The sequence below is a fragment of the Acinetobacter sp. WC-141 genome (assembly GCF_000313935.1).
Lineage (GTDB): Bacteria > Pseudomonadota > Gammaproteobacteria > Pseudomonadales > Moraxellaceae > Acinetobacter.
On the sequence record NZ_AMSS01000046.1, the window covers coordinates 22,055 to 42,540 of the forward strand.

General features: G+C 38.7%; 16 protein-coding genes and 1 pseudogene. 11 read left to right on the plus strand and 6 right to left on the minus strand.

All coding sequences use genetic code 11. The features are described 5' to 3' along the window. Positions 1-62 precede the first annotated feature (62 nt). Positions 63-704 (plus strand): cation efflux transmembrane domain-containing protein, encoded by a 642-nt coding sequence (locus tag ACINWC141_RS08870; protein WP_034678083.1) that lies wholly within the window; start codon positions 63-65, stop codon positions 702-704. 57 nt (positions 705-761) lie between these two features. Here ACINWC141_RS08870 and ACINWC141_RS08875 read toward each other — a convergent pair whose 3' ends face one another. Further along, a complete protein-coding gene (locus tag ACINWC141_RS08875) occupies positions 762-1,364 on the minus strand; it encodes a LysE/ArgO family amino acid transporter (RefSeq protein ID WP_009390428.1) in 603 nt (200 codons plus the stop codon). 105 nt (positions 1,365-1,469) lie between these two features. On the opposite strand from ACINWC141_RS08875, the gene ACINWC141_RS08880 reads away from it, so the two are divergent. Continuing rightward, positions 1,470-2,360, plus strand: a complete 891-nt coding sequence (locus tag ACINWC141_RS08880) for a LysR family transcriptional regulator ArgP (protein WP_009390405.1) — start codon at positions 1,470-1,472, stop codon at positions 2,358-2,360. A gap of 2 nt (positions 2,361-2,362) precedes the next feature. Here ACINWC141_RS08880 and rsmI read toward each other — a convergent pair whose 3' ends face one another. Next, entirely contained in the window at positions 2,363-3,199 is an 837-nt protein-coding gene (rsmI, locus tag ACINWC141_RS08885; RefSeq protein ID WP_009390409.1) for a 16S rRNA (cytidine(1402)-2'-O)-methyltransferase, read from the minus strand. A 207-nt stretch (positions 3,200-3,406) separates the two neighbouring features. Here rsmI and ACINWC141_RS08890 point away from each other — a divergent pair, with 207 nt between their 5' ends. The 3 genes from ACINWC141_RS08890 (at position 3,407) to ACINWC141_RS08900 (ending at position 5,460) form a co-directional block, all read left to right on the plus strand. Then, the gene (locus ACINWC141_RS08890; protein ID WP_009390410.1) at positions 3,407-3,808 is read left to right on the plus strand and encodes a YraN family protein; all 402 of its coding nucleotides are present in this window, start codon (positions 3,407-3,409) and stop codon (positions 3,806-3,808) included. Between the two features lie 77 nt (positions 3,809-3,885). Continuing rightward, a complete protein-coding gene (locus tag ACINWC141_RS08895; protein WP_003652832.1) occupies positions 3,886-4,593 on the plus strand; it encodes a BON domain-containing protein in 708 nt (235 codons plus the stop codon). Positions 4,594-4,596: 3 nt separating this feature from the next. Continuing rightward, the gene (locus tag ACINWC141_RS08900) at positions 4,597-5,460 is read left to right on the plus strand and encodes an alpha/beta hydrolase (protein ID WP_009390420.1); all 864 of its coding nucleotides are present in this window, start codon (positions 4,597-4,599) and stop codon (positions 5,458-5,460) included. 28 nt (positions 5,461-5,488) lie between these two features. Here ACINWC141_RS08900 and nudC read toward each other — a convergent pair whose 3' ends face one another. The 3 genes from nudC to dnaQ form a co-directional block, all read right to left on the minus strand. Beyond that, positions 5,489-6,232, minus strand: a complete 744-nt coding sequence (gene nudC, locus ACINWC141_RS08905) for an NAD(+) diphosphatase (RefSeq protein WP_009390367.1) — start codon at positions 6,230-6,232, stop codon at positions 5,489-5,491. Further along, positions 6,232-7,875, minus strand: a complete 1,644-nt coding sequence (locus ACINWC141_RS08910; protein WP_009390418.1) for a hypothetical protein — start codon at positions 7,873-7,875, stop codon at positions 6,232-6,234. The genes nudC and ACINWC141_RS08910 overlap by 1 nt, the downstream gene beginning before the upstream one ends. A gap of 130 nt (positions 7,876-8,005) precedes the next feature. Beyond that, positions 8,006-9,382: a DNA polymerase III subunit epsilon gene (dnaQ, locus tag ACINWC141_RS08915; RefSeq protein ID WP_009390365.1), complete on the minus strand. Its 1,377-nt coding sequence runs from the start codon at positions 9,380-9,382 to the stop codon at positions 8,006-8,008. Between the two features lie 232 nt (positions 9,383-9,614). Here dnaQ and ACINWC141_RS08920 point away from each other — a divergent pair, with 232 nt between their 5' ends. From ACINWC141_RS08920 to ACINWC141_RS08945, 6 genes are all read left to right on the plus strand, one after another. Next, on the plus strand, positions 9,615-12,830 hold the full coding sequence (locus ACINWC141_RS08920) for a lytic transglycosylase (RefSeq protein WP_009390421.1): 3,216 nt from the start codon (positions 9,615-9,617) through the stop codon (positions 12,828-12,830). A 15-nt stretch (positions 12,831-12,845) separates the two neighbouring features. Further along, a complete protein-coding gene (locus ACINWC141_RS08925; protein WP_034678086.1) occupies positions 12,846-14,681 on the plus strand; it encodes an extracellular solute-binding protein in 1,836 nt (611 codons plus the stop codon). 31 nt (positions 14,682-14,712) lie between these two features. Continuing rightward, on the plus strand, positions 14,713-15,765 hold the full coding sequence (locus ACINWC141_RS08930; RefSeq protein WP_009390473.1) for a microcin C ABC transporter permease YejB: 1,053 nt from the start codon (positions 14,713-14,715) through the stop codon (positions 15,763-15,765). Then, a complete protein-coding gene (locus ACINWC141_RS08935) occupies positions 15,765-16,775 on the plus strand; it encodes an ABC transporter permease (RefSeq protein WP_009390368.1) in 1,011 nt (336 codons plus the stop codon). The genes ACINWC141_RS08930 and ACINWC141_RS08935 overlap by 1 nt, the downstream gene beginning before the upstream one ends. Continuing rightward, positions 16,750-18,345, plus strand: coding sequence for an ABC transporter ATP-binding protein (locus tag ACINWC141_RS08940; RefSeq protein WP_081400081.1), 1,596 nt, complete (start codon positions 16,750-16,752; stop codon positions 18,343-18,345). The genes ACINWC141_RS08935 and ACINWC141_RS08940 overlap by 26 nt, the downstream gene beginning before the upstream one ends. Before the next feature lie 187 nt (positions 18,346-18,532). Further along, entirely contained in the window at positions 18,533-19,777 is a 1,245-nt protein-coding gene (locus ACINWC141_RS08945; protein WP_009390432.1) for an NADH:flavin oxidoreductase/NADH oxidase family protein, read from the plus strand. Between the two features lie 5 nt (positions 19,778-19,782). Here ACINWC141_RS08945 and ACINWC141_RS08950 read toward each other — a convergent pair. After that, a pseudogene (locus ACINWC141_RS08950) lies at positions 19,783-20,466 on the minus strand (glutathione binding-like protein). Positions 20,467-20,486 lie beyond the last annotated feature (20 nt).

Below are 20,486 nucleotides of genomic sequence, written 5' to 3' on the forward strand. Positions count from 1 at the left end.
GCTTGACTCTGGAGCTACTCAAGGGTTTTTAATCACTATAAAAGAGTTTTAGAGGAAATAAAATGGCTGGATGTGGTTGCGCTTCAACATGTTCTCCTTCAAAGAAAGTGAGTCCACGGTTTAGAAAAGCGTTATGGATTGCACTGATCATTAATGCCTTGATGTTTGTGGTAGAAATCTTGGGTGGTTACAAAGCCCAATCAGTTTCACTCTGGGCAGATGCATTAGATTTTGCCGGAGATGCAGCAAATTATGCATTATCTTTAGTCGTGCTTTCGATGAGTTTGTATTGGCGTGCAACGGCTGCACTACTTAAAGGAATAACGATGGGGGCTTTCGGTGTTTTTGTTATTGCAAAAGTGGTCTGGTCATATTTTTATGGAGTTGCACCCGAACCCATGGTGATGGGAGTAATTGGTGTGATGGCTTTAATTGCTAACGTTTCAGTCGCGCTTATGCTTTATGCATTCCGTGATGGAGATGCCAATATGCGATCTGTTTGGCTGTGTAGCAGAAATGACTCTATTGCCAATATCGCCGTGATTTTAGCAGCGGTTGGGGTATTTGGAACAGGCAGTGTATTCCCAGATTTATTTGTTGCCTTTGTAATTGCGTACTTAGGTGTGTCTTCTGGCTATGCTGTTATAAAACAGTCGCAGCAAGAAAGAAAACAGTCGAAGCTGATGTTGAGTTCTCAAGCATAATTTTGAGCGCATAAAAAGTACCATTCAAACATGGTACTTTTTGCTGCTTTAAATGAACTAGAGGAGTAGTGATATTGCGATACTCCACATAACACAACCAATAATGAAATCTAAAATTTTCCAAGCTTTAGGATTGGTAAATAATGGTTTTAATAATCTTGCACCATAGCCCAGACTAAAAAAGAAAATCCAAGAGGCAACAATACTGCCCAAAGCAAAACTAATTTTGTCTTCTAACTGAGTTGCGACTGAACCAATCAGAACAATGGTATCTAAATAGACATGTGGATTAAGCCATGTAAAGGCAAGACAGGTCACTAGTGCTTGGGTTAAAGTCTGTTTTTGATTACTATCAAGCTCCATACTCTGGGTAGCTTTAAAAGCAGCGTAGAATGCTTTCGCACCATAGACCAATAAAAATGTTGCCCCTAAATATTTAGCCACAGTAATTAAGATCGGGGAAGCTGTCATAATTTCGGCAAAACCTAATACACCAAAAGCGATTAGAATCGAGTCAGATAATGCGCAGATTAAACATAACCAAAATACATATTGCTGTTTAAGGCCTTGTTTTAGAACAAACGCATTTTGAGCACCAATTGCTACAATAAGGCCGCTACCAATACCGAAACCTTTAAAAAATATACTAAGAGAGAACATAACAATAAGGTGGAAAAATCAGATGTGGGAATTATCTGTCTTTTTATTGAAAAATAAGTAAAATTAAGAATATTTAGGTTTGGCTAAAAAATATTTAGGTTTGATATGTTAGATAGCAAACAGTGTGAAGCCTTTCTTGCGGTGGCAGAAGTGGGAAGTTTTGATGCGGCAGGTGAGCATTTATATATTACGCCGTCGGCAGTGTCCTTACGCGTGCAAGCTTTAGAAAAGTATTTAGGCCAAATTCTAATCATACGTGGACGCCCATGTGTACTCACACAAGCTGGGCAAACCCTATTGCAACATTTACGTCATACGAGATTAATGGAGCAAAACTTATTACAAGGTTTAATGGGCAAATCATCTGAATCGGAGTTTTATAAAATTGCTCTAGCTTCAAATGCAGATTCGTTAGCCACTTGGCTTTTACCGAGCATTCAGCAAACACTTTTTAAAGAAAAAATAGTCTTAGAACTAAAAATTGATGATCAATCTCACACGCATACTTTATTAGAAACAGGGCAAGTCAACGCATGTATTTCGGCAGAAGAACAGGTCATGTCAGGCTGTTTAGCTCAACCACTTGGGAAAATGCGTTATAAAATGTTGGCCTCTGCTGAATTTGTAGCTGACTGGTTTAAACATGGCGTAAACCGAGAAACTTTAAGAAATGCACCAGCTGTAATTTTTAATCATAAAGACCTTATGCATTCAGAGGTATTATTAAAATATTATGGCTTGCCTTTGCAGAGCTATCCTTATAGTTTTATTCCTGCTACAGACGCGTTTGTGAAAGCAATCCAATTGGGTTTGGGATATGGCATGGTACCCGAGCTTCAGGTTCAATCTTTGTTAACTAACGGAACTTTAGTGGAGGTTATACCTGAAGCTGAACTCGATATTCCGTTATATTGGCACCATTGGAAAAGGCAGTCTAAACAGTTAGATGCACTGACAGAAACGATTGTTCAGTCAGCAAAACAGATATTGAGATAAGTTTAAGATTGGGTTAACTCAAGCGCACGTTGGTATGCAACTTTTTTCTTAATTCCTGTTAAATCGGCAGCAAGTTGAGATGCTGCTTTAACAGATAAGTCTTGAAGTAAACGCTTCAAAAGTTCATCTAGTTTTTCTTGTTCCAGATCTGTTTTTGCAGCTGCACCACCCACAACCACTACAATTTCACCTTTCTCTTGATTATGGTCATTTTCAATAAAACTGACCAAATCTTTTAACGTCATTTTTTTGATGGTTTCAAAGGTTTTGGTAATTTCACGTGCAAACCCTACAGGGCGGTCTTCACCAAATACCTGAGCCATATCTTTAATAGACTCTAAAATACGATGGGGAGCTTCATAGAAAATTAAGGTTTGGGTTTCGTTTTTAAGTTTTTCTAATTGAGAAATACGTTGTGAAGCTCTAGATGGTAAAAATCCTTCAAAGCTAAAACGGTCACTCGGCAACCCTACCGCACTTAAAGCAGCAATGGCAGCACATGCACCAGGCACAGGAACAACTTTAATACCATTTTCTTGAGCAGCACGGACTAATTTAAACCCTGGATCACTGATCAGCGGTGTACCAGCGTCACTAATTAATGCAACACTATCGCCAGCAAGTAATTTTTGAACTAACTGCTCAATTTTATTGCTTTCATTGTGGTCATGGCATGCAGTAAGTTGAGTCGATATATTATAGTGCTTAAATAATTGTGCTGATTGGCGAGTATCTTCGGCAGCGACAATAGAAACTGATTTTAAAATATCAATTGCACGGAAAGTCATATCATCTAAGTGCCCGATTGGGGTGGCTACAACAAATAACTGAGCACTCATTTGGTTTTACTCCGTACAGATAAACAATTTTAATGGGGTAGTTTACCCGAAATTATGATTCGGGCGTGAACAATGTCTGCCAGCTTAAGCTTTTCGAAAATGATCTGATTTTCATTTGTTCGATTTAGATCTGATATGTCAGATGAATTTAAGAAAATAACTTATGCATAAAACATATAGAGATGCTTTTAATTGGGGAAAATAAAAATGTTATTAGCACAGCAGTTGGGGAAATGGGCAGAACAAACTGCTTTAAGCCTTTTACAAACACAAAACTATGTGTGGATCACAAGTAATTACCATTCACGCCGTGGTGAAGTGGATTTAATCGTCAAAAGAGGACAAGAGTTAGTTTTTATTGAAGTAAAAGCACGCACTATAGGAAATTATGGGCAGGCTTGTGAAATGGTAACACGGTCAAAACAGAAGAAAATTATCAAAACCGCGATGCGTTTTTTACAGCGCTATCCATCTTATCAGGATTTTTATTGTCGTTTTGATGTGATTTGTTTTGATTTTCCACAGAAAATTGCAAAAACAGTACAGCAAGACTTTTCAAAATTCCATTATGATCTGCAATGGATCGAAAATGCATTTACTTTGGATTAAGAGTTCATTACTCTTTTGAGCAAATTTAAGTCTGATGCTTTATGATCAAGCCAAGAAATTGATAGGAGTCTGGTGGAGTGTTAAAACGTATTGCTGTAACAATGCTTTGTGTCGCAAGTTTATCAGGTTGCGCAAGTTTTATATCTGGTGGAACAGGCACAGCTCCAGTGGGTACAGATAGCGGTGTCCGCAGTCTGGGCCAAGTATTCATTGACTCTTCAATTAAACGTACAGCAAATATCAACATTTATAAACTTGATCAACGTTTCAAGCAGTCACGTATTAATATCGAAAGCTTCCACAGTACAGTTTTATTAACTGGCCAAGTGCCAGACCCCTACTTAAAACAATTGGCAGAAGACAATCTTAAGGCCATGAGTGATGTGAAAGCCGTACATAACTATATTACGGTGGGTAACAAGGTTAGCTATAACACCATCATGCAAGATGCGGGTGTAACAGCAAATACGCGTGCTCTTTTAATGAAGGCACCTGTGGTTTCTGATAGTAAGGTTCTCGTCCATACCGAAGACGGCGTACTTTATGTAATGGGCCGTTTAAATACAGCTGAAATTAATGATTTAAATAGCGTCTTACAAAACGTTGGTAACGTCACCAAAATTGTCACTTTAATTGATAATGTTGATTTGGCGCCTGCACCAGCCGCGAGTACTGGTAGCGCAACGACTACACCAATTATTAATAACGTCATTGCTCAGCCAACAGTTCAAACACCTGTTGCAATTGATCCTGACCAAACAGATCCTGCTTCGACTGCACAGTAATATATGAATCTGATTGAACAACTACAAAGCAGAATTGAACAGGCGCGAACTCTCTATAAAGAGTTCCGCCTGTATGATTTGGGGAGTTTTGCTTTAAACCGTTTTACGCCAAAAGATGGTTTTGAACAGGTTCCAAATGTTCGTTATGGCCTAAAGCCTCGCCACCGTTTAGATATTTACCGATCTGTTAAAAAGCTATCTCATCAGCCTCTGATTGTTTTTGTGCATGGTGGGGCTTGGCAGCATGGTAATAAACGAGATTATCTTTTTATTGGTGAGTCATTTGCCAAAGAAGGTTATGACGTTGCTGTAATTAACTACCAGCTAGCGCCTAAAAATATTTTTCCAAGTTTTGTTGATGACCTGACTCAAGCATTGAATTATTTGCATCAAAACCAAGATAAACTAGAAATCTCTACAGAAAATATTGTACTTATGGGGCATTCGGCAGGGGCATTTAATGTCATGTCTGCTGTTTATCACCCTAAACCAAATACTATTCAATGTTTGGGCAATATTAAGGCGATTTTTGGTTTGGCTGGACCATATCATTTCGATTATAAGGGCGATCCACTCGCCGAAGATGCTTTTGACCAAAGTATTTCTTATCAAGAAGTGATGCCATACTATTTCGTTAAACAAAATAGTATTAAACATTACTTACTCATGGCTGAAAATGATCAGCTTGTAGGCAAAGAAAATACTTTAGATTTGGACCGGGCTTTAAGACAAAGTGGAAATCACAGTCATATTGCCGTGATTCCAAAAACTGGACATATTACAATTTTGGCCAGCCTTTCTAGTTTTATTAGTCATTATTTCAGGACTAAAAGAACGATTTTACATTTTCTTGAAGAAGTGTTTTAAGCAATACTCTCACTTAAAACACGGCAGATTACCCTGCTTGGGTAATCTGCATAATCATTGAATGAGCAATACTACCTTTAAATGGAATTTCAGGTAATTGATCAATTTTGAAGAATTGTGCATCTGCAATTTCTTCTTCTTGTAGCTTAATTTCACCAGACTCATATTCTGCTCTAAACGCAACCATAAGGTTACTTGGGAAAGGCCAAGGTTGGCTTGACATATATTGAACATTTTTGAGTCGTAGGCCTACTTCTTCAAAAGCTTCGCGTTGTACTGCTTCTTCAAGCGTTTCACCCACCTCAACAAAACCTGCAATCAAACCATACATGTTGGTTTTATTGTGGACTGACTTCGCCAACAAGATTTCATCATCACCTCGAGTAATGACGGTAATAATGCACGGGTTTACACGAGGATATTGGTGATAGCGACAAGAAGGACACACCATTGCATATTCAGTTGGATGAACTTCTGTCTGGTGTCCGCAGTGGCTACAAAACTTATGATTACGTCGCCATTCAAGTAACTGTACAGCGCGGCTTGCTTGTAAGAACTGTTCTTTAGACCAACTTGTAATAAGCTGTCGAATTGGAACAAGTTGTAAGCCTTCGGGGATGGGTTCCTCAGCAAGCAAATCACGTGCAATGACCTGCTCATCATGAGTGAAAAGTAAATCACTTGCTAACTTTTCGACTTTGGGTAGTTGAAGGTTTTGGTCAACCAGTAATTGTTGATGATGGAAAATATAAGCAAGTGATAATTCAGACATTAAGCTGCCTTTTCTTGAAGTTGTTGACTACTCGACAATGCTACATTAAACATGGATTGTAGAACAGGTTGTTTATTTTTTAAATTGTCAACCAACATGTCAAGGCCCGCTAATACGTTAAAAATACAGTGAATTTGGTCTGTATTAAAAGGCTGGTTTTGTTCAAGTTGCTCTCGAACAAATTGAGCAGTTTGAAGTAACGCATCTTGTTGAATCGTGCTTCCTAAAAATTCTGCTGCACCCGCTAGCTCTTTTAGTGAACCTGCAATTGCTTCAATATTCTGTGTTGAATCATTTGCATATAACGTAAGGCTCTGACAAATAAAATCAATTAAATTTTTTGTCTCGGTGAGTAAGGCTTGATGTGCTTCATCAAGACGATCTAAGGAAATATTCGTATTATTCACATTAAGTTGTAAGCGACTAGACGTATATTGGCGGACCAAAATACCAATTGAGTTCATGGCAGACAAAATGCTGTCCATAAGCTGCTGTGCATAGTTTTCATTACTTAATATATTGAGCTGACTTAAACTACTCGCTTGTTGAGAAAGCTCAACTGAGGCTTCATCAAGGTTAAGTAGTTTGAATGTATATGCGAGCTGTAAAAGACTCGTTTGCAATTGTTGTGCTTTTTCAGTCGACATATTTTGATAGTTATATTCAATATCGTTACGCACTTTGTTCATTTCGCCCAAAATTAATTGGCTGACTGCGTGCATAGTGTCGAAGTCAGGACCAAAAAGATGGCGGCTTAAAACCAGTAGTTGTGTGTCTGTTGGTATTTCATCACCTATATGAAGTTGGTTGCGAATCTGGTAGGCAACCTCATCTTCTTGAGCGATCACTATACTTAAAATATCTGCAAGTGCCGCCAAATCGGGCTTAAAAGTTTCCGGAGTTGCTAAGAACTGACCTATATAGCTTTCAATATTAATGAGTACACGTTGGCGTGAATCATTTAAAAGCAGATTATCTATATGGTTGAAAGCATAATTTACGAGTTGCCAATATTGTTGGCTTGGCTGATGGTTTGCCATGCTGACCAAATAGGTAGCAATCAGTTTAAAAGCTTGATAATGATGAGTAGATTCAGTCTTGTTTAAAAATTGATGCAGAGATAGTTTATAGAGTTGATGAATAAACTGAGTTTTTTCATTAATGAATACTTCTGGGAATGGAAGGTCAAGCGAAGCATTTGCAAGTAAAGGAGCAATCGCTTGTCCAGAAGAGGTCAGTGGTTTATTTAAAGCTAATTCTAAATTATTTAAAGTATTCAGTAGAAACTGAGGTACTTGTAATTCACGCAAACAGATAAAATCAATATATCGTTTTACCATGGTCGTGCCTTCACTCAGAGCAATGACATCGTCGGTATTAATTTGCGTGGGTTTAGCAATAATTTTTTGCATCAGCTCAGTTGAATATTGAGTGATTTTTGCAAGATAGGGGATATCAATTAAACGTAGGACTTGAGTGCATTGCTTAAATTGTTCTAATGCATCATCAATACCAAAAGGGAGTGCTTGTTCTTCAATTAAAGTGCTTACTGCGCCTTCAACCAGTTTTATTGAACGATCAATTTCATGTTTAATGATGAGTAAAGCTGTTGGATCGAAATGAATCGAAGTCTGCTCAGACATAAACGTTCCCCTTTGCAAAAAAATCAATTGTTATATTCGTCATGCTCGGTAATTTGAGCTAAAAATCTATGTGACTAATATAACTTAACTTACAAAGGGGAAAAGCTAAAAACGCTAAAGAATCAAAAATTTATTTTGCAAAAAGGCAAGGTTCTCCATGTTTTTCCTCAAATTCTTTGACCCAAGTCTCATGTATATTTAACTCGTCTTCGGAAGGGAAAATAACGGGTAGATCAATTTGAACCCTAGTTTTATTTGTTGTGTTCTGGCTATTTTCACTTTGGGATAAAGCATCTATATCAAAAGAAACCTGTCCACCTGTCATTGCCAGATAAACGTCTGAAAGAATTTCAGCATCGAGTAATGCACCGTGGAAAGTACGGTCTCGTGCTGGAATTTCATAACGTCTTACAAGAGCATCAAGCGAGTTTTTTTGTCCTGGGTGTTTGCTTTTCGCTAAAGCTAAAGTATCTGTTACCTCACATACCTCGGAAAGCGCGGGTAGGCCAGCGCGTCTAAACTCCATATCAAGGAAGTTCATATCGAAGGTCGCGTTATGGGCAATAATCTCTGCGCCTTTTAAATAATCAAAGAGCGTGTCAGCAATTTCTGCATAGAGCGGTTTATCTTTCAAGAAATTATCACTGATACCATGGATATTTTCTGAGTCACCCACTGGTTTTTGCGGGTTAATATAAATATGAATTGAGCTGCCAGTGAGTTTCCGGTTAATCATTTCAATAGCGCCCACCTCGATAATTCGGTCGCCATCCTGGAAATAAAAACCAGTGGTTTCCGTATCGAGAATCAGTTGTCGAGGCCCTTGTAATTTTAGTTTGGCTTCGGTCACAACAATTTGAGGGTGAATATTATTAACGGGTTGCTTACTTTCTGGCTCAGCAGCTTCAACTTCAATAACTTCTTCGTCCACAATAATCATCTCAATTTCTTCGGGCTGTTCAAGATCAATATTATCTTCTTCGATTGCTTCTGCCATATCAAACCCAAAAGGGTCGTCAAGTAACCAATCCTGTTCAGGCTTTTTTATATCTTGCAGGGCAGTCGCTTGAACTGTTTTTTTTTGCAATGCAGTTTGATCGGCTCCGATATTTGCAAGCTCATCGGCCATTTCGTTGCCAGCATGTCCAGCATGGCCTTTAATCCAGTTCCATTCAATATTTCGGCCTGCACAGACCGCATCTAATTTTTGCCAAAGGTCAGGATTTTTTACATCTTTCCAGTTTTTCTTTTTCCAGCCATGAATCCATTCGGTAATCCCTTGTTTCACATAATTTGAATCTGTCCAGATAATTAAATGTGCATCGGGTGGACAAAATGAAACGCCTTCAATGGCAGCAGTGAGTTCCATGCGGTTATTGGTTGTCTCAGGTTCACCGCCAAATAATTTATGCTCACCCTGCTCGGTAATGACATATGCGCCCCAACCACCTAAACCTGGATTGCCACGACATGCACCATCAACATACAGTGTGATTGTTTGAGACATAAATCGAAACCTAAACTAAAAGAAAAAGAACTGAATATGGTGTATTGTATACGCAAAAAGTTCGGTTCCATCGTTACGAAGCAAGGTTTTTTTAATTTCTTGTAACATTTCCATGCAAATGACATTAAATTATTGCCTTGTCTATCCTGCATGCTTTACTACAATGGCATCGAAGACCTAGGGTTTGTGGGCAGACCCCAAAAAATATTACGCGAGTTGTTTGGAAGTTTTTATGTATAAACCAACCACATTTGTGTGGCAGCCATCTGCGGCATCATTGTTTAAAATTACCGTACTTAGCTCTGCTTTAGCTGCGTTGGGTATTACAACAGGCTGTTCATCGACTCCACAATCTGCAAAAACCTCAAAAACAAAACAGGTCAGCGGCGCAGGTTATTTAGATGCAAGTAGTCTTGATTCTTTAGAAGACTTACTTTCAGCAACCGATATGCGTGCTGTAGAAGGCGATCGTCTGCTTATTTTAAAGCATGGTGATGTCTGGAAGCGTATGTCCGTTGGTTTCAAAATGGATTTGAACCATTGGGATTCTCGTATTGAAGCTCAGCGTAGTTGGTTTATTTCTCGTCAGCCTTACCTTGACCGCTTAAGTGCCCGCGCAAGTCGTTATTTGTACCATACGGTTAAAGAAGCTGAACGCCGTGGACTGCCGACAGAACTTGCGTTATTACCAGTAATTGAAAGTTCTTATGACCCAGCTGCAACAAGTAGTGCAGCAGCGGCAGGATTATGGCAGTTTATTCCGAGTACTGGTCGTATTTATGGCTTAAAGCAAACTGGTATGTATGATGGGCGTCGAGATGTGGTTGAGTCGACTCGCGCAGCTTATGAGTTTTTAGGAAGCCTCTATAATCAATTTGGTTCTTGGGAACTTGCTTTAGCGGCTTATAATGCTGGTCCAGGACGTATTCAACAGGCGATTAACCGCAACCAAGCTGCTGGTTTACCAACCGACTATTGGTCTTTAAAACTTCCTCAAGAAACAATGAACTATGTTCCACGTTTCTTGGCTGTTGCTCAAATTATTAAAAATCCGAAGGCTTATGGTGTAGAACTACCACCGATTGCAAATAGACCCCATTTCCGTGAAGTGACTTTATCTGCGCCTTTAACTTTAAATGAAATTGCTTCTACAGCAGGATTAAGCCGTGCAGAACTTTATGCATTGAACCCAGGATATCGTGGTGAAGCAGTAGACCCTGCGAGTCCTATGCGTATTTTGATTCCAGCAGATTTAAGTCCTTCAATTGATAATAAATTAAAAGGGAAAAAAACGGGTGGTAGCTCAGGTTGGTGGGCAAATACAACTTCACCGTCTACACCTACAACTGTTAGTCCTTCTACTACAGTAACAACAAGAACAACGCCTACAACGCAAGTTCAGCCAGTTAAACCTTCTTCGCCAGTGAAGACCAGTTCAACTCCTTCAAAATCTACACCACGTGGTTCCGATGCATTAGCTGCTTTTGCTGCGTCGGCGGATGTACCAAGTGCGCCGCGTATTCCTGTAGCTGTGACAAATGCAGCTAACATTACGAAGCCTGTTAAGATGGAGCCACCAATTTCGGCTTCTGAACGTGAAAAGATTTTAGCTGCAGTTCGTGCTGAAGGTGAAAAAGAAACAGTTCAACAAGCTTTAGAGCCGCAACCAACACAAGCTGAAAAAGATCAAGTTGTTGCTGAGTTAAAAGCAATCGCGCCTAAAGGAACTGAAATTGTCGATCCGTATGATGGCAAAATTAGGTTAACCGCAATTCAGACGAGCCAGTCAGTTGCAGAGCAACAAGGTAAAGAGGTTAGTAGAGGTTTTGCTTATCCAAAAACTTTAGCTGAAGACGTGACCGTAGCTAACTCTGAAGACGGACAGCGCAATAAAGACAAACCTTACATCAAGACTGATACTGATGTAGTGGTTGTACAGCCTAAAGGTAAGCGTAGTACTTATACGGTTTTACCGGGTGATACGTTGGCCGTTATTGCAATGAAAAATGGCGTAAACTGGCGCGATGTTGCGAAGTGGAACCAGATTGACCCTGAAAAGACGTTATATGTTGGTTCAACGCTTTATCTCTATGATGCTAAACCGCAAGAAACTCAAACAACATCTAAAAGTACAGCTAAACCAGATGTATATGTAGTTGAAGCTAACGACAGTTTAAGCGGTGTTGCTAATCAGTTTAATTTGTCAGTAAGACAATTGGCTGAATATAACGATTTATCAGTAACAGATGGTCTATTTGTTGGGCAAAAATTACTGTTAAAAGAGCCGAAGAATAGTCGCTCAAGTGCTAAAGTCGAGCCGAAAGCAGTTCAGGCAAATGCAAAACGTATAGCAACTAAAAGTTATACTGTGAAGCGCGGTGAATATCTTAAATTGATTGCAGATCGTTATGCGCTCTCTAATCAAGAACTTGCTGAATTAACGCCAGGCTTATCTGCGGGTAGTAACTTGATGGCTGGCCAAAAAATTAATGTGCCTACACAAGATATTTCTGTAGATGAAGTTGCTGAAACTAAAACTTCTAGTAAATCTGAAAAGGCTGCTGCGAGTATTTCTTATAAAACTGAAGGCTACAAAGTACAGCGCGGTGATACTTTATCGAGTATTGCAACGAAATCAAAAATTAGCCTAGCTGAATTAGCCGAGTTAAATAACTTAAAAGCAAGTAGCCATGTACAGCTTGGTCAAACGATAAAAGTACCAGCAGGGTTAAGTGTTCCAGAACAATACGTTGTAAAGTCGGGTGATAGCTTAAATGCGATTGCGAGTAAATATAACTTGCAAACAGGTTATTTGGCTGACTTAAATGGTTTGTCTCGTACTGCTGGGTTACGTGCTGGTCAACGTTTAAAACTCACAGGTACAGTTGAAGAAGAAGCACCAACTAAGCCTTCTAAAAATACTAAAGAAGAAACACCCGAAACTTATACAGTCAAATCTGGTGATAGCTTAGGTAATATCGCTAACCGTTACCACTTACAGCTGGACTACCTTGCTTCATTAAATGGTCTTTCACGTACCAGTAGCGTTCGTGTCGGGCAACGTTTAAAGCTAACAGGTGATGTACCTACAGTAGAAACAGCTAAAGTAGATACTAAGTCTTCAACTAAAACAGTTGCGGCTGGTAAAAACACTGAAAGATATACTGTGAAATCTGGTGAGTCATTAAATAGTATTGCGAGCCGTGCAGGCATTTCAGTGCGTGAACTTGCTGAAATGAATGCATTAAAAGCGAGTGCTAATTTACAGCGCGGCCAAAATATTGTAATTCCAAAAACTGTTGTGGAATACAAAGTGAAGCGTGGTGATACATTAATTGGTCTTGCTAGCAAATATGGTTTAGAAACCAATTTCTTGGCTGAGCTGAATAATTTGACACCTTCTACTCAGCTTCGCATTGGTGATGTTATTAAAGTGCCTAATTTATAAAACAATTAGCAATTTATGCATAAATCATCTTTTCAACTGAGCCTGCTAGTCGGGCTCAGTGTCGTTTCACATGCAGTTTTTTCTGCACAGCAAACCACATCATATATAGCGATTCATTCCAAGCCTAAATATTTAGGAATGATAGCTATGCCATATGCAAACCCGAATGCCCCTAAAGGTGGTCTGTTAAGTCAGGCCGCTCAAGGAACTTTTGATAACCTTAATAGTATGAATGGTAAGGGGAATGCTACAGAGGGCGTTAATTATCTTTTTGATACTTTAATGACTCAATCGTTAGATGAGGTCGGAGTTTTATATCCGCTTTTAGCTGAGAAAGTGAGTTATGACCCAGAAAAAACGCAGTCTGTTACTTTCTATTTAAACTCTAAAGCGCGTTTTAGTAATGGACAGCCAGTCACTGCGGCAGATGTTAAATTTAGTTTTGATGCCTATCAGACGAAGTCTAATTTAGGTTTACAGATGTACCTTGCTGATTTGGCAAAAACAGAAGTCATCAATGCCCATCAAGTAAAGTTTAGTTTTAAGTCTAACCATAATCCTAAAATGCCATTCATTTTGGCAACCTTACCGATTTATTCAAAAGCGGATTGGCAAAAAAGAGATTTTAGCCGAATTACCCTACAACCGATTGTGGGTTCGGGGCCATATGTAGTTGAACGGGTGGATGCAGGTAGAAGCATTAGTTATAAAAGAAACCCAAATTATTGGGCAAAAGATTTGCCTATTAACAAGGGGCGTTATAATTTTGACCGATTAAAATATGTCTATTATCGAAATTGGGATATTGCTTTTGAAGGATTTAAATCTGGGCAATACACTTTGCATGAAGAAACTAATCCTAAAAAATGGGTAACAGATTATCGTTTTCCTGCCGTAAAAGCGGGACTGGTTACTCAATATAAGTTTCGTCACCACAACCCGATTGCCACTGAAAGCTATGTGTTTAACACTAGGCGAAAACCTTTAAATGATATTCGTTTTAGACAAGCCTTAACCTATGCCTATGACTTTGAATGGCAAAATAAAGCTTTGTTTTATGGTCAATATCAACGTCTTCAAAGTTATTTTGAAAATAGTGAATTAGCAGCAACAGGTCGACCTTCAAAAACTGAATTAGACTTATTAAAACCGTTATTGCCTAAGTTATCTCCACTCATGCAACAAGGTGTTTTAGCCGACTGGAAATATCCAGTGTCGGATGCAAGTGGCTTTAATCGTCAGAACTTGTTAACTGCACGGCAATTACTCATACAGGCTGGCTATAAAGTTAAAGAAGGGCAGCTATTTACACCAGAAGGAAAAAAAGTTCAGCTTGAGTTTTTAATTCAGCAAGATGGTAAACAACGAACACTTTTACCTTTTATTCGTAACCTAAAAAAGTTAGGCATTGCAGTTAATTTGCGTCAGGTCGATGCTCCGCAATATTTAGAAAGGACTCGTCGTTACGATTTTGATATGACCACGATGAATCTGCCGCAATCTCTCAACCCGGGCAATGAACAAACACAGTTTTGGGGAAGTATCGCTGCAGCGCAAGATGGAAATTATAATTATGCAGGTATTCGCAACCCAATAATTGATCAAGTGATTTCAAAACTTGTTGCAAGTAAAAGCCGTGAACAACAGATTATTTATACTCGCATTCTCGATCGATTGCTTAGAGCTGGTTATTATCAAATTCCGACCTATGGTAAAGGTGAAAACTGGTATGCTTATTGGAATATGTATCAACAACCTAAAGTTAAACCAGCACTTTCTTCTGGAATAGAATATTGGTGGAGTGATGCAAACAAAGCCAAAACAGTTGCCAAATATTTACATCAACAATAAAAAGCACCTGCCATAAAGGAAATCCTGTTATATGGGTTCATATATTCTCAAGCGACTTCTTTTAATGATTCCCACATTGTTTGTCATTTTATTGATTAACTTTGTGGTTGTGCAAATTGCACCGGGTGGGCCAGTTGAGCAAGCAATACATCAGGCACAAAGCGATTTGGGAATTGGCCGTGCATTGAGTGCAGAAACTTATTATCAAGGTGCTCAAGGTTTAAGCCCTGAAATGGTTGAGCAAATTAAGGCTCAGTACGGCTTTGATCGTTCTGGCCCTGAACGATTTTTTCTAATGTTAAAAGGCTATTTAACTTTAGATTTTGGACAAAGTTTCTTTAAAGATAAACCAGTCGTGGAATTGTTGTGGGAAAAAATACCTGTTTCTATTTCGCTTGGACTGGTGAGCACTTTTCTGATTTATTTAATTTCTATTCCGCTGGGAATTAAAAAAGCAAGACAGCAAGGCTCATGGTTTGATCGGTCCACCTCTTTAGTTCTTGTGGTGGGATATGCTGTACCGAGTTTTGTATTTGCCATTTTGTTAGTTGTTTTTTTTGCGGGCGGCTCTTATTTTCAATGGTTTCCATTACAAAATTTAGTATCAGATAACTTTCAACAACTTAGTCTTTGGGGCAAAGTGACCGATTATTTATGGCATTTGACTTTGCCACTGATTACCATGATATTAGGCGGTTTTGCCAGTTTAACTTATTTAACTAAATACTCATTTTTAGAAGAACTCAATAAACCCTACGTTTTGGCAGCCTATGCAAAAGGTTTGAATGGCCAACAAGTCTTATATAAGCATGTATTTCGTAATGCCATTTTAGTTGTGCTAGCAGGCTTGCCAGAAGTATTAGCGGGTATTTTCTTTGTGGGTAATCTGTTTGTAGAAATTATTTTCCATTTAGATGGGGTGGGTTTGTTGGGCTTTGAAGCAATTGTCCAGCGTGACTATCCTGTTATTTTTGGGGTTTTATTTTTCTTTACTTTATTTAGCCTAATTTTACGTCTCATATGTGATGTGTTGTATCAATGGATTGATCCAAGAATTCACTTTGATGCACAAGGAGGCAAATAATGTCTTTAATTGTTCGTACACGATTACAGCGTTTTAGGCAGCATAAATTGGGCTGGGCCAGCTTTATTTTATTTAGTCTGATTTTGGTTTTATCCTTAGCTGCGGAGTTAATTGCTAACGATAAACCGCTGTTAGTGAAGTATGAAGATTCTTACTATTTACCCGTGTTAAAAACTTATCCTGAAACTGCGTTTGGTGGGGTGTTTGAAACAGAAGCTGATTATAAAGACCCTGCCGTACAAGCGCTTATTGAGGCTAAAGGATGGGCTGTTTGGCCGCTCATTCAATTTTCATATCAAACACCCAATTTAGACTTAGCCGTTCCTGTACCTTCACCACCCTCCAAGCAAAACTGGTTGGGAACAGATGATCAAGGAAGGGATGTTTTCGCCCGTATTCTTTATGGATTAAGAGTATCGTTACTTTTTGGTTTAGCCTTAACCTTTTGTTCCTCTTTATTTGGAATTACCGTAGGTGCCATTCAAGGTTACTATGGCGGTTGGGTAGATTTATTAGGACAACGTTTGGTTGAGGTTTGGAATGGCTTACCCATGCTTTTTATGGTCATGATTTTAGTCAGTATGTTTGTTCCCAATGTATATTGGCTCTTTTTCATTATGTTGTTTTTTGGCTGGACCGTTTTGGTGGGAATTGTCAGAGCAGAATTTTTAAAAGCTCGCCAGTTAGATTATGTGCGTGCAGCCCAAGTTTTGGGAGTGACCGATCGCGCTATTATTTTTAGGCATATTTTGCCCAATGCGATCAGTTCGAGTTTGTCTCAGTTACCTTTTATTTTAACGACTAATATTAGTGCGTTAACCGCTCTTGATTTTTTAGGGTATGGACTGCCGCCGGATGCAGCCTCATTAGGCGAGTTATTGCTACAAGGTAAAAATAATTTAGATGCACCATGGTTAGCAATTTCGGGTTTTTTTAGTCTGGCTATTGTTCTTTCACTTTTAATTTATATTGGGGAGGCGGCCCGTGATGCGTTTGACCCAAGAAAATAGTTTAAATACTGCCTCAACGTTGTTAAAGGTAGAGCATCTTTCGGTGCAAACCAAAGATCAAAAGATTTTATTGGAAGATCTAAATTTTTACTTAAGTGAAGGTGAAACACTCGCTATTGTGGGTGAGAGTGGTTCAGGTAAATCGATGAGCTGCTTAGCAATAATGGGGTTGCTACAAGAAAAATTAGAAGTAACAGGTCAGGTCTGGATTGGCTCACAAAACATGCTTGAGTTAGATGAGACAGCTCAAGCATATTTACGTGGTCGACAAATCGCTATGATTTTTCAGGAGCCTGCTACTGCGTTAAATCCGCTCCATCGTGTTGAAAAAATTATAGGGGAAAACCTTCTATTATCGGGTTTCTCAAAACTTGAAGTTCGACAGCGAATAGTTGATCTACTAAAAGATGTCGGAATTGTTGAACCAGAACAAATTTTAAAACGCTATCCACATGAGCTCTCTGGTGGACAAAAACAACGTGTCATGATTGCGATGACATTGGCGCTTCAGCCTAAAATTTTGATTGCTGATGAACCTACGACTGCGTTGGATGTGGTCTTACAGATACAAATTTTAGAGCTATTAAAATCTTTACAAGCAAAATATGGAATGGCACTTATTTTAATTAGCCATGATCTAAATTTAGTACATCGCTATGCTGGGAAACTGATTGTATTGCAAAGTGGGCATGTAGTAGAGCAAGGTGAACTGAGCCAAATCTTTGCAAACCCTAAAACAGCTTATACAGCACAGTTATTAGATCATGATTTTGGAAGTGTAGAGTCTAGACCCATTCAACAGAATGTTTTATCAGTTCGACAGCTCAGCGTGCAATTTCCTATAAGAAAAGGAATTTTAAATCGCATTCAAGGATATTTCACCGCAATAGAAGATTTGAGTTTCGATCTTGCTCAAGGTGAATCACTTGGAGTGGTTGGTGAAAGTGGTGCGGGTAAGTCATCTTTAGCCCTAGCTTTGGTTCAGCTTGTTAAGAGTAAAGGGCAAATTGTTTTTTTAGGGCAAGATTTGAATCAGTTACAGCCAAAAGTGCTACGGTTGATGAGATCAGATTTTCAACTTGTATTCCAAGATCCATTTGGCAGTTTAAACCCCCGTATGACAGTAGGGCAGATTATTGCTGAAGGGTTAAAGTTAAAAGCTGTGAATGAAAAAGAGGTAACTCAGCAAGTTAAATCTGCTTTGGTAAAAGTTGAATTGGCTGAAGATTTTCAACATCGTTATCCTCATGAACTTTCGGGTGGCCAACGTCAACGTGTAGCCTTAGCTAGAGCTTTAGTGGTTCAGCCTAAACTTTTAATTTTGGATGAACCTACATCGGCTTTAGATCGGACCACGCAAAAAGCCATAATTAAGTTGTTGCGACAATTACAGCAAACTGAGCAGTTAAGTTATATTTTTATTAGTCATGATCTGAATATAGTGAAATCACTGTGCCATAAAGTGATGGTATTACGTCATGCTAAAGTTGTTGAATATCAGGAAACTGAACTCCTATTTTCTAAGCCTCAAACTGAATATACCAGACAGTTAATTAAAGCATCTCTTTAAGATTTTATTTTAATTATTTGTTTTTTAATAGAATAAATTTAATTTTTGTCTTATGCAAAAAGTTGCATATTTTTATATTCTTTAAAATTGACATGTGCTATTGTCAGTTATCGATTATGTCTTGACACGCTCAATAACTCATTTAAATTAGAGTAATTGCTCTATAATTCAAAAAAAGAGGTTAACCATGAACCAGATTGCTCAACCCATCACAATTCGCAATACCACCTTTAAAAACCGAATTATTAAAGGTGCGATGAGTGAGGCGCTTGCAAATTATGAAGGCCAACCAAATGATTTACATTTGGGCTTATATGGTGCTTGGGCAAAAGGTGAACTTGGCTGTGCCATTACGGGCAATGTCATGGTAAATGCTGGAGCAAAAAATGAACCGGGTGTTGTGGTTATTGAAACTGAACGTGACCTAAATCGCTTAAAAGAGTGGGCGGCCTTGGGTAAAAAATATGGCATGGTGCAATTGATTCAATTGTCACACCCAGGTCGCCAGTGTCCAAAAGGTTTAAATAAAGAAACCGTGGCGCCATCGGCAGTACCTTTTAGTCCAGCTTTAGCAACCATGTTTGGAACGCCACGTGAACTTACTCATGATGAAATTCTAGATATTATTAATCGTTTTGCGAAAGCAGCTCAGATCTGTGAAAAAGCAGGTTTCGAAGGTGTGCAATTGCACGGCGCACATGGTTATTTAATTAGTCAGTTTTTATCGCCATTAACCAATAAGCGTACAGATCAATGGGGCGGTTCAGTTGAAAATCGTAGCCGTTTTTTATTAGAGGTTTATAAGGCGGTACGTGAAGCAACCTCTGAAAATTTTATTATTTCCGTGAAGCTTAACTCGGCTGACTTCCAGCGTGGCGGTATTAGTGAAGAAGATGTGATTTCAGTTTTTAAAGCAGTAGACGAAGCTGGTATCGATTTAATTGAAATTTCAGGCGGTACTTATGAGGCACCAGCAATGGCTGGGGCTAAGGCGGATAAACGTAAAGCAAGTACGATTGCGCGTGAGGCATACTTTTTAGATTTTGCTGAGAAAATCCGCCAACATGTTAAGTGTAAACTCATGGTAACAGGTGGGTTCCGTACTGTAGAGGGCATGAATGCTGCACTCGCAAGTGGCGCATGTGACTTTATTGGTATTGCTCGCCCATTTGCGGTGGAAACCGATTTAACAGAACGTTTAATTGCAGGGCAAGACGTGCGTTATGCCGTAAAACCGATTAAAACAGGTTTACCTTTTGTCGATAAAATGGCAATTATGGAAATTATTTGGTATGCCGCTCAATTTAAAACCATTGGCAAGGGTAAAAAACCAAATCCAAAACTTTCACCACTTGTGGTGTTTTTAAATTATGCCAAAGGCAATATTAAAGCGGTGATTCAAGGACAAGTGAATTCGCGTAAGTCTGCATAATTTCATTACCATGCAGTCGTCCAGTAAGCGTTAAATGTAGAAGCAGACCATTGGCCTTTAATTAAAGCATTGTTAAAGGCGGGTCTGTTTTCTATTTGGGCAAGATAACGGTGTATATGTTTAAACTGACTGTAATTTTGTGAGCAAGCTAATAATGGAAACTACATCAAAATATCAGCAATAGTAAACTGATCTCCAGCAAACCACGCATGTTGCTCTAAATGTTCATCAATCATTTTCATTTGTCGTTGTAACGATTGATTGAGATAGCCTTGATCGAATCCATATTTTAAAAATTTAGGAATGAAACGGATTGGAAAAGGTGTACGTTGTGCAATTTGGTGAAAGATTTGTTTGAGTACTAAATCGGGAATGAATGTTGCCTCACAATAATTTTTCCAATAATAAAAATTTAGGGGTTGTTGGTTTGATAGGCTATTCGGTCCCAATTGTGGGTGTAAATGAGATAGGTAATCTAAAATTGCTGAGGTTTCAGCTAAGACTGAAGTTTTTCCTTGTTCAATAATTTCGATAGTTGGAAATTTTGATAATTGATGAGGTGAGTTTTTATCTTCGCCTATAACTGAATGATCTTTTATAATGAGTTTATAGCCGAGTCCTAATTCTTCTAAAAACCAAATAATGCGTTGAGAGCGAGAATTTTTTAAATGAAATAATCGAATTTGCATGTCATGTCTAAATTATAGTT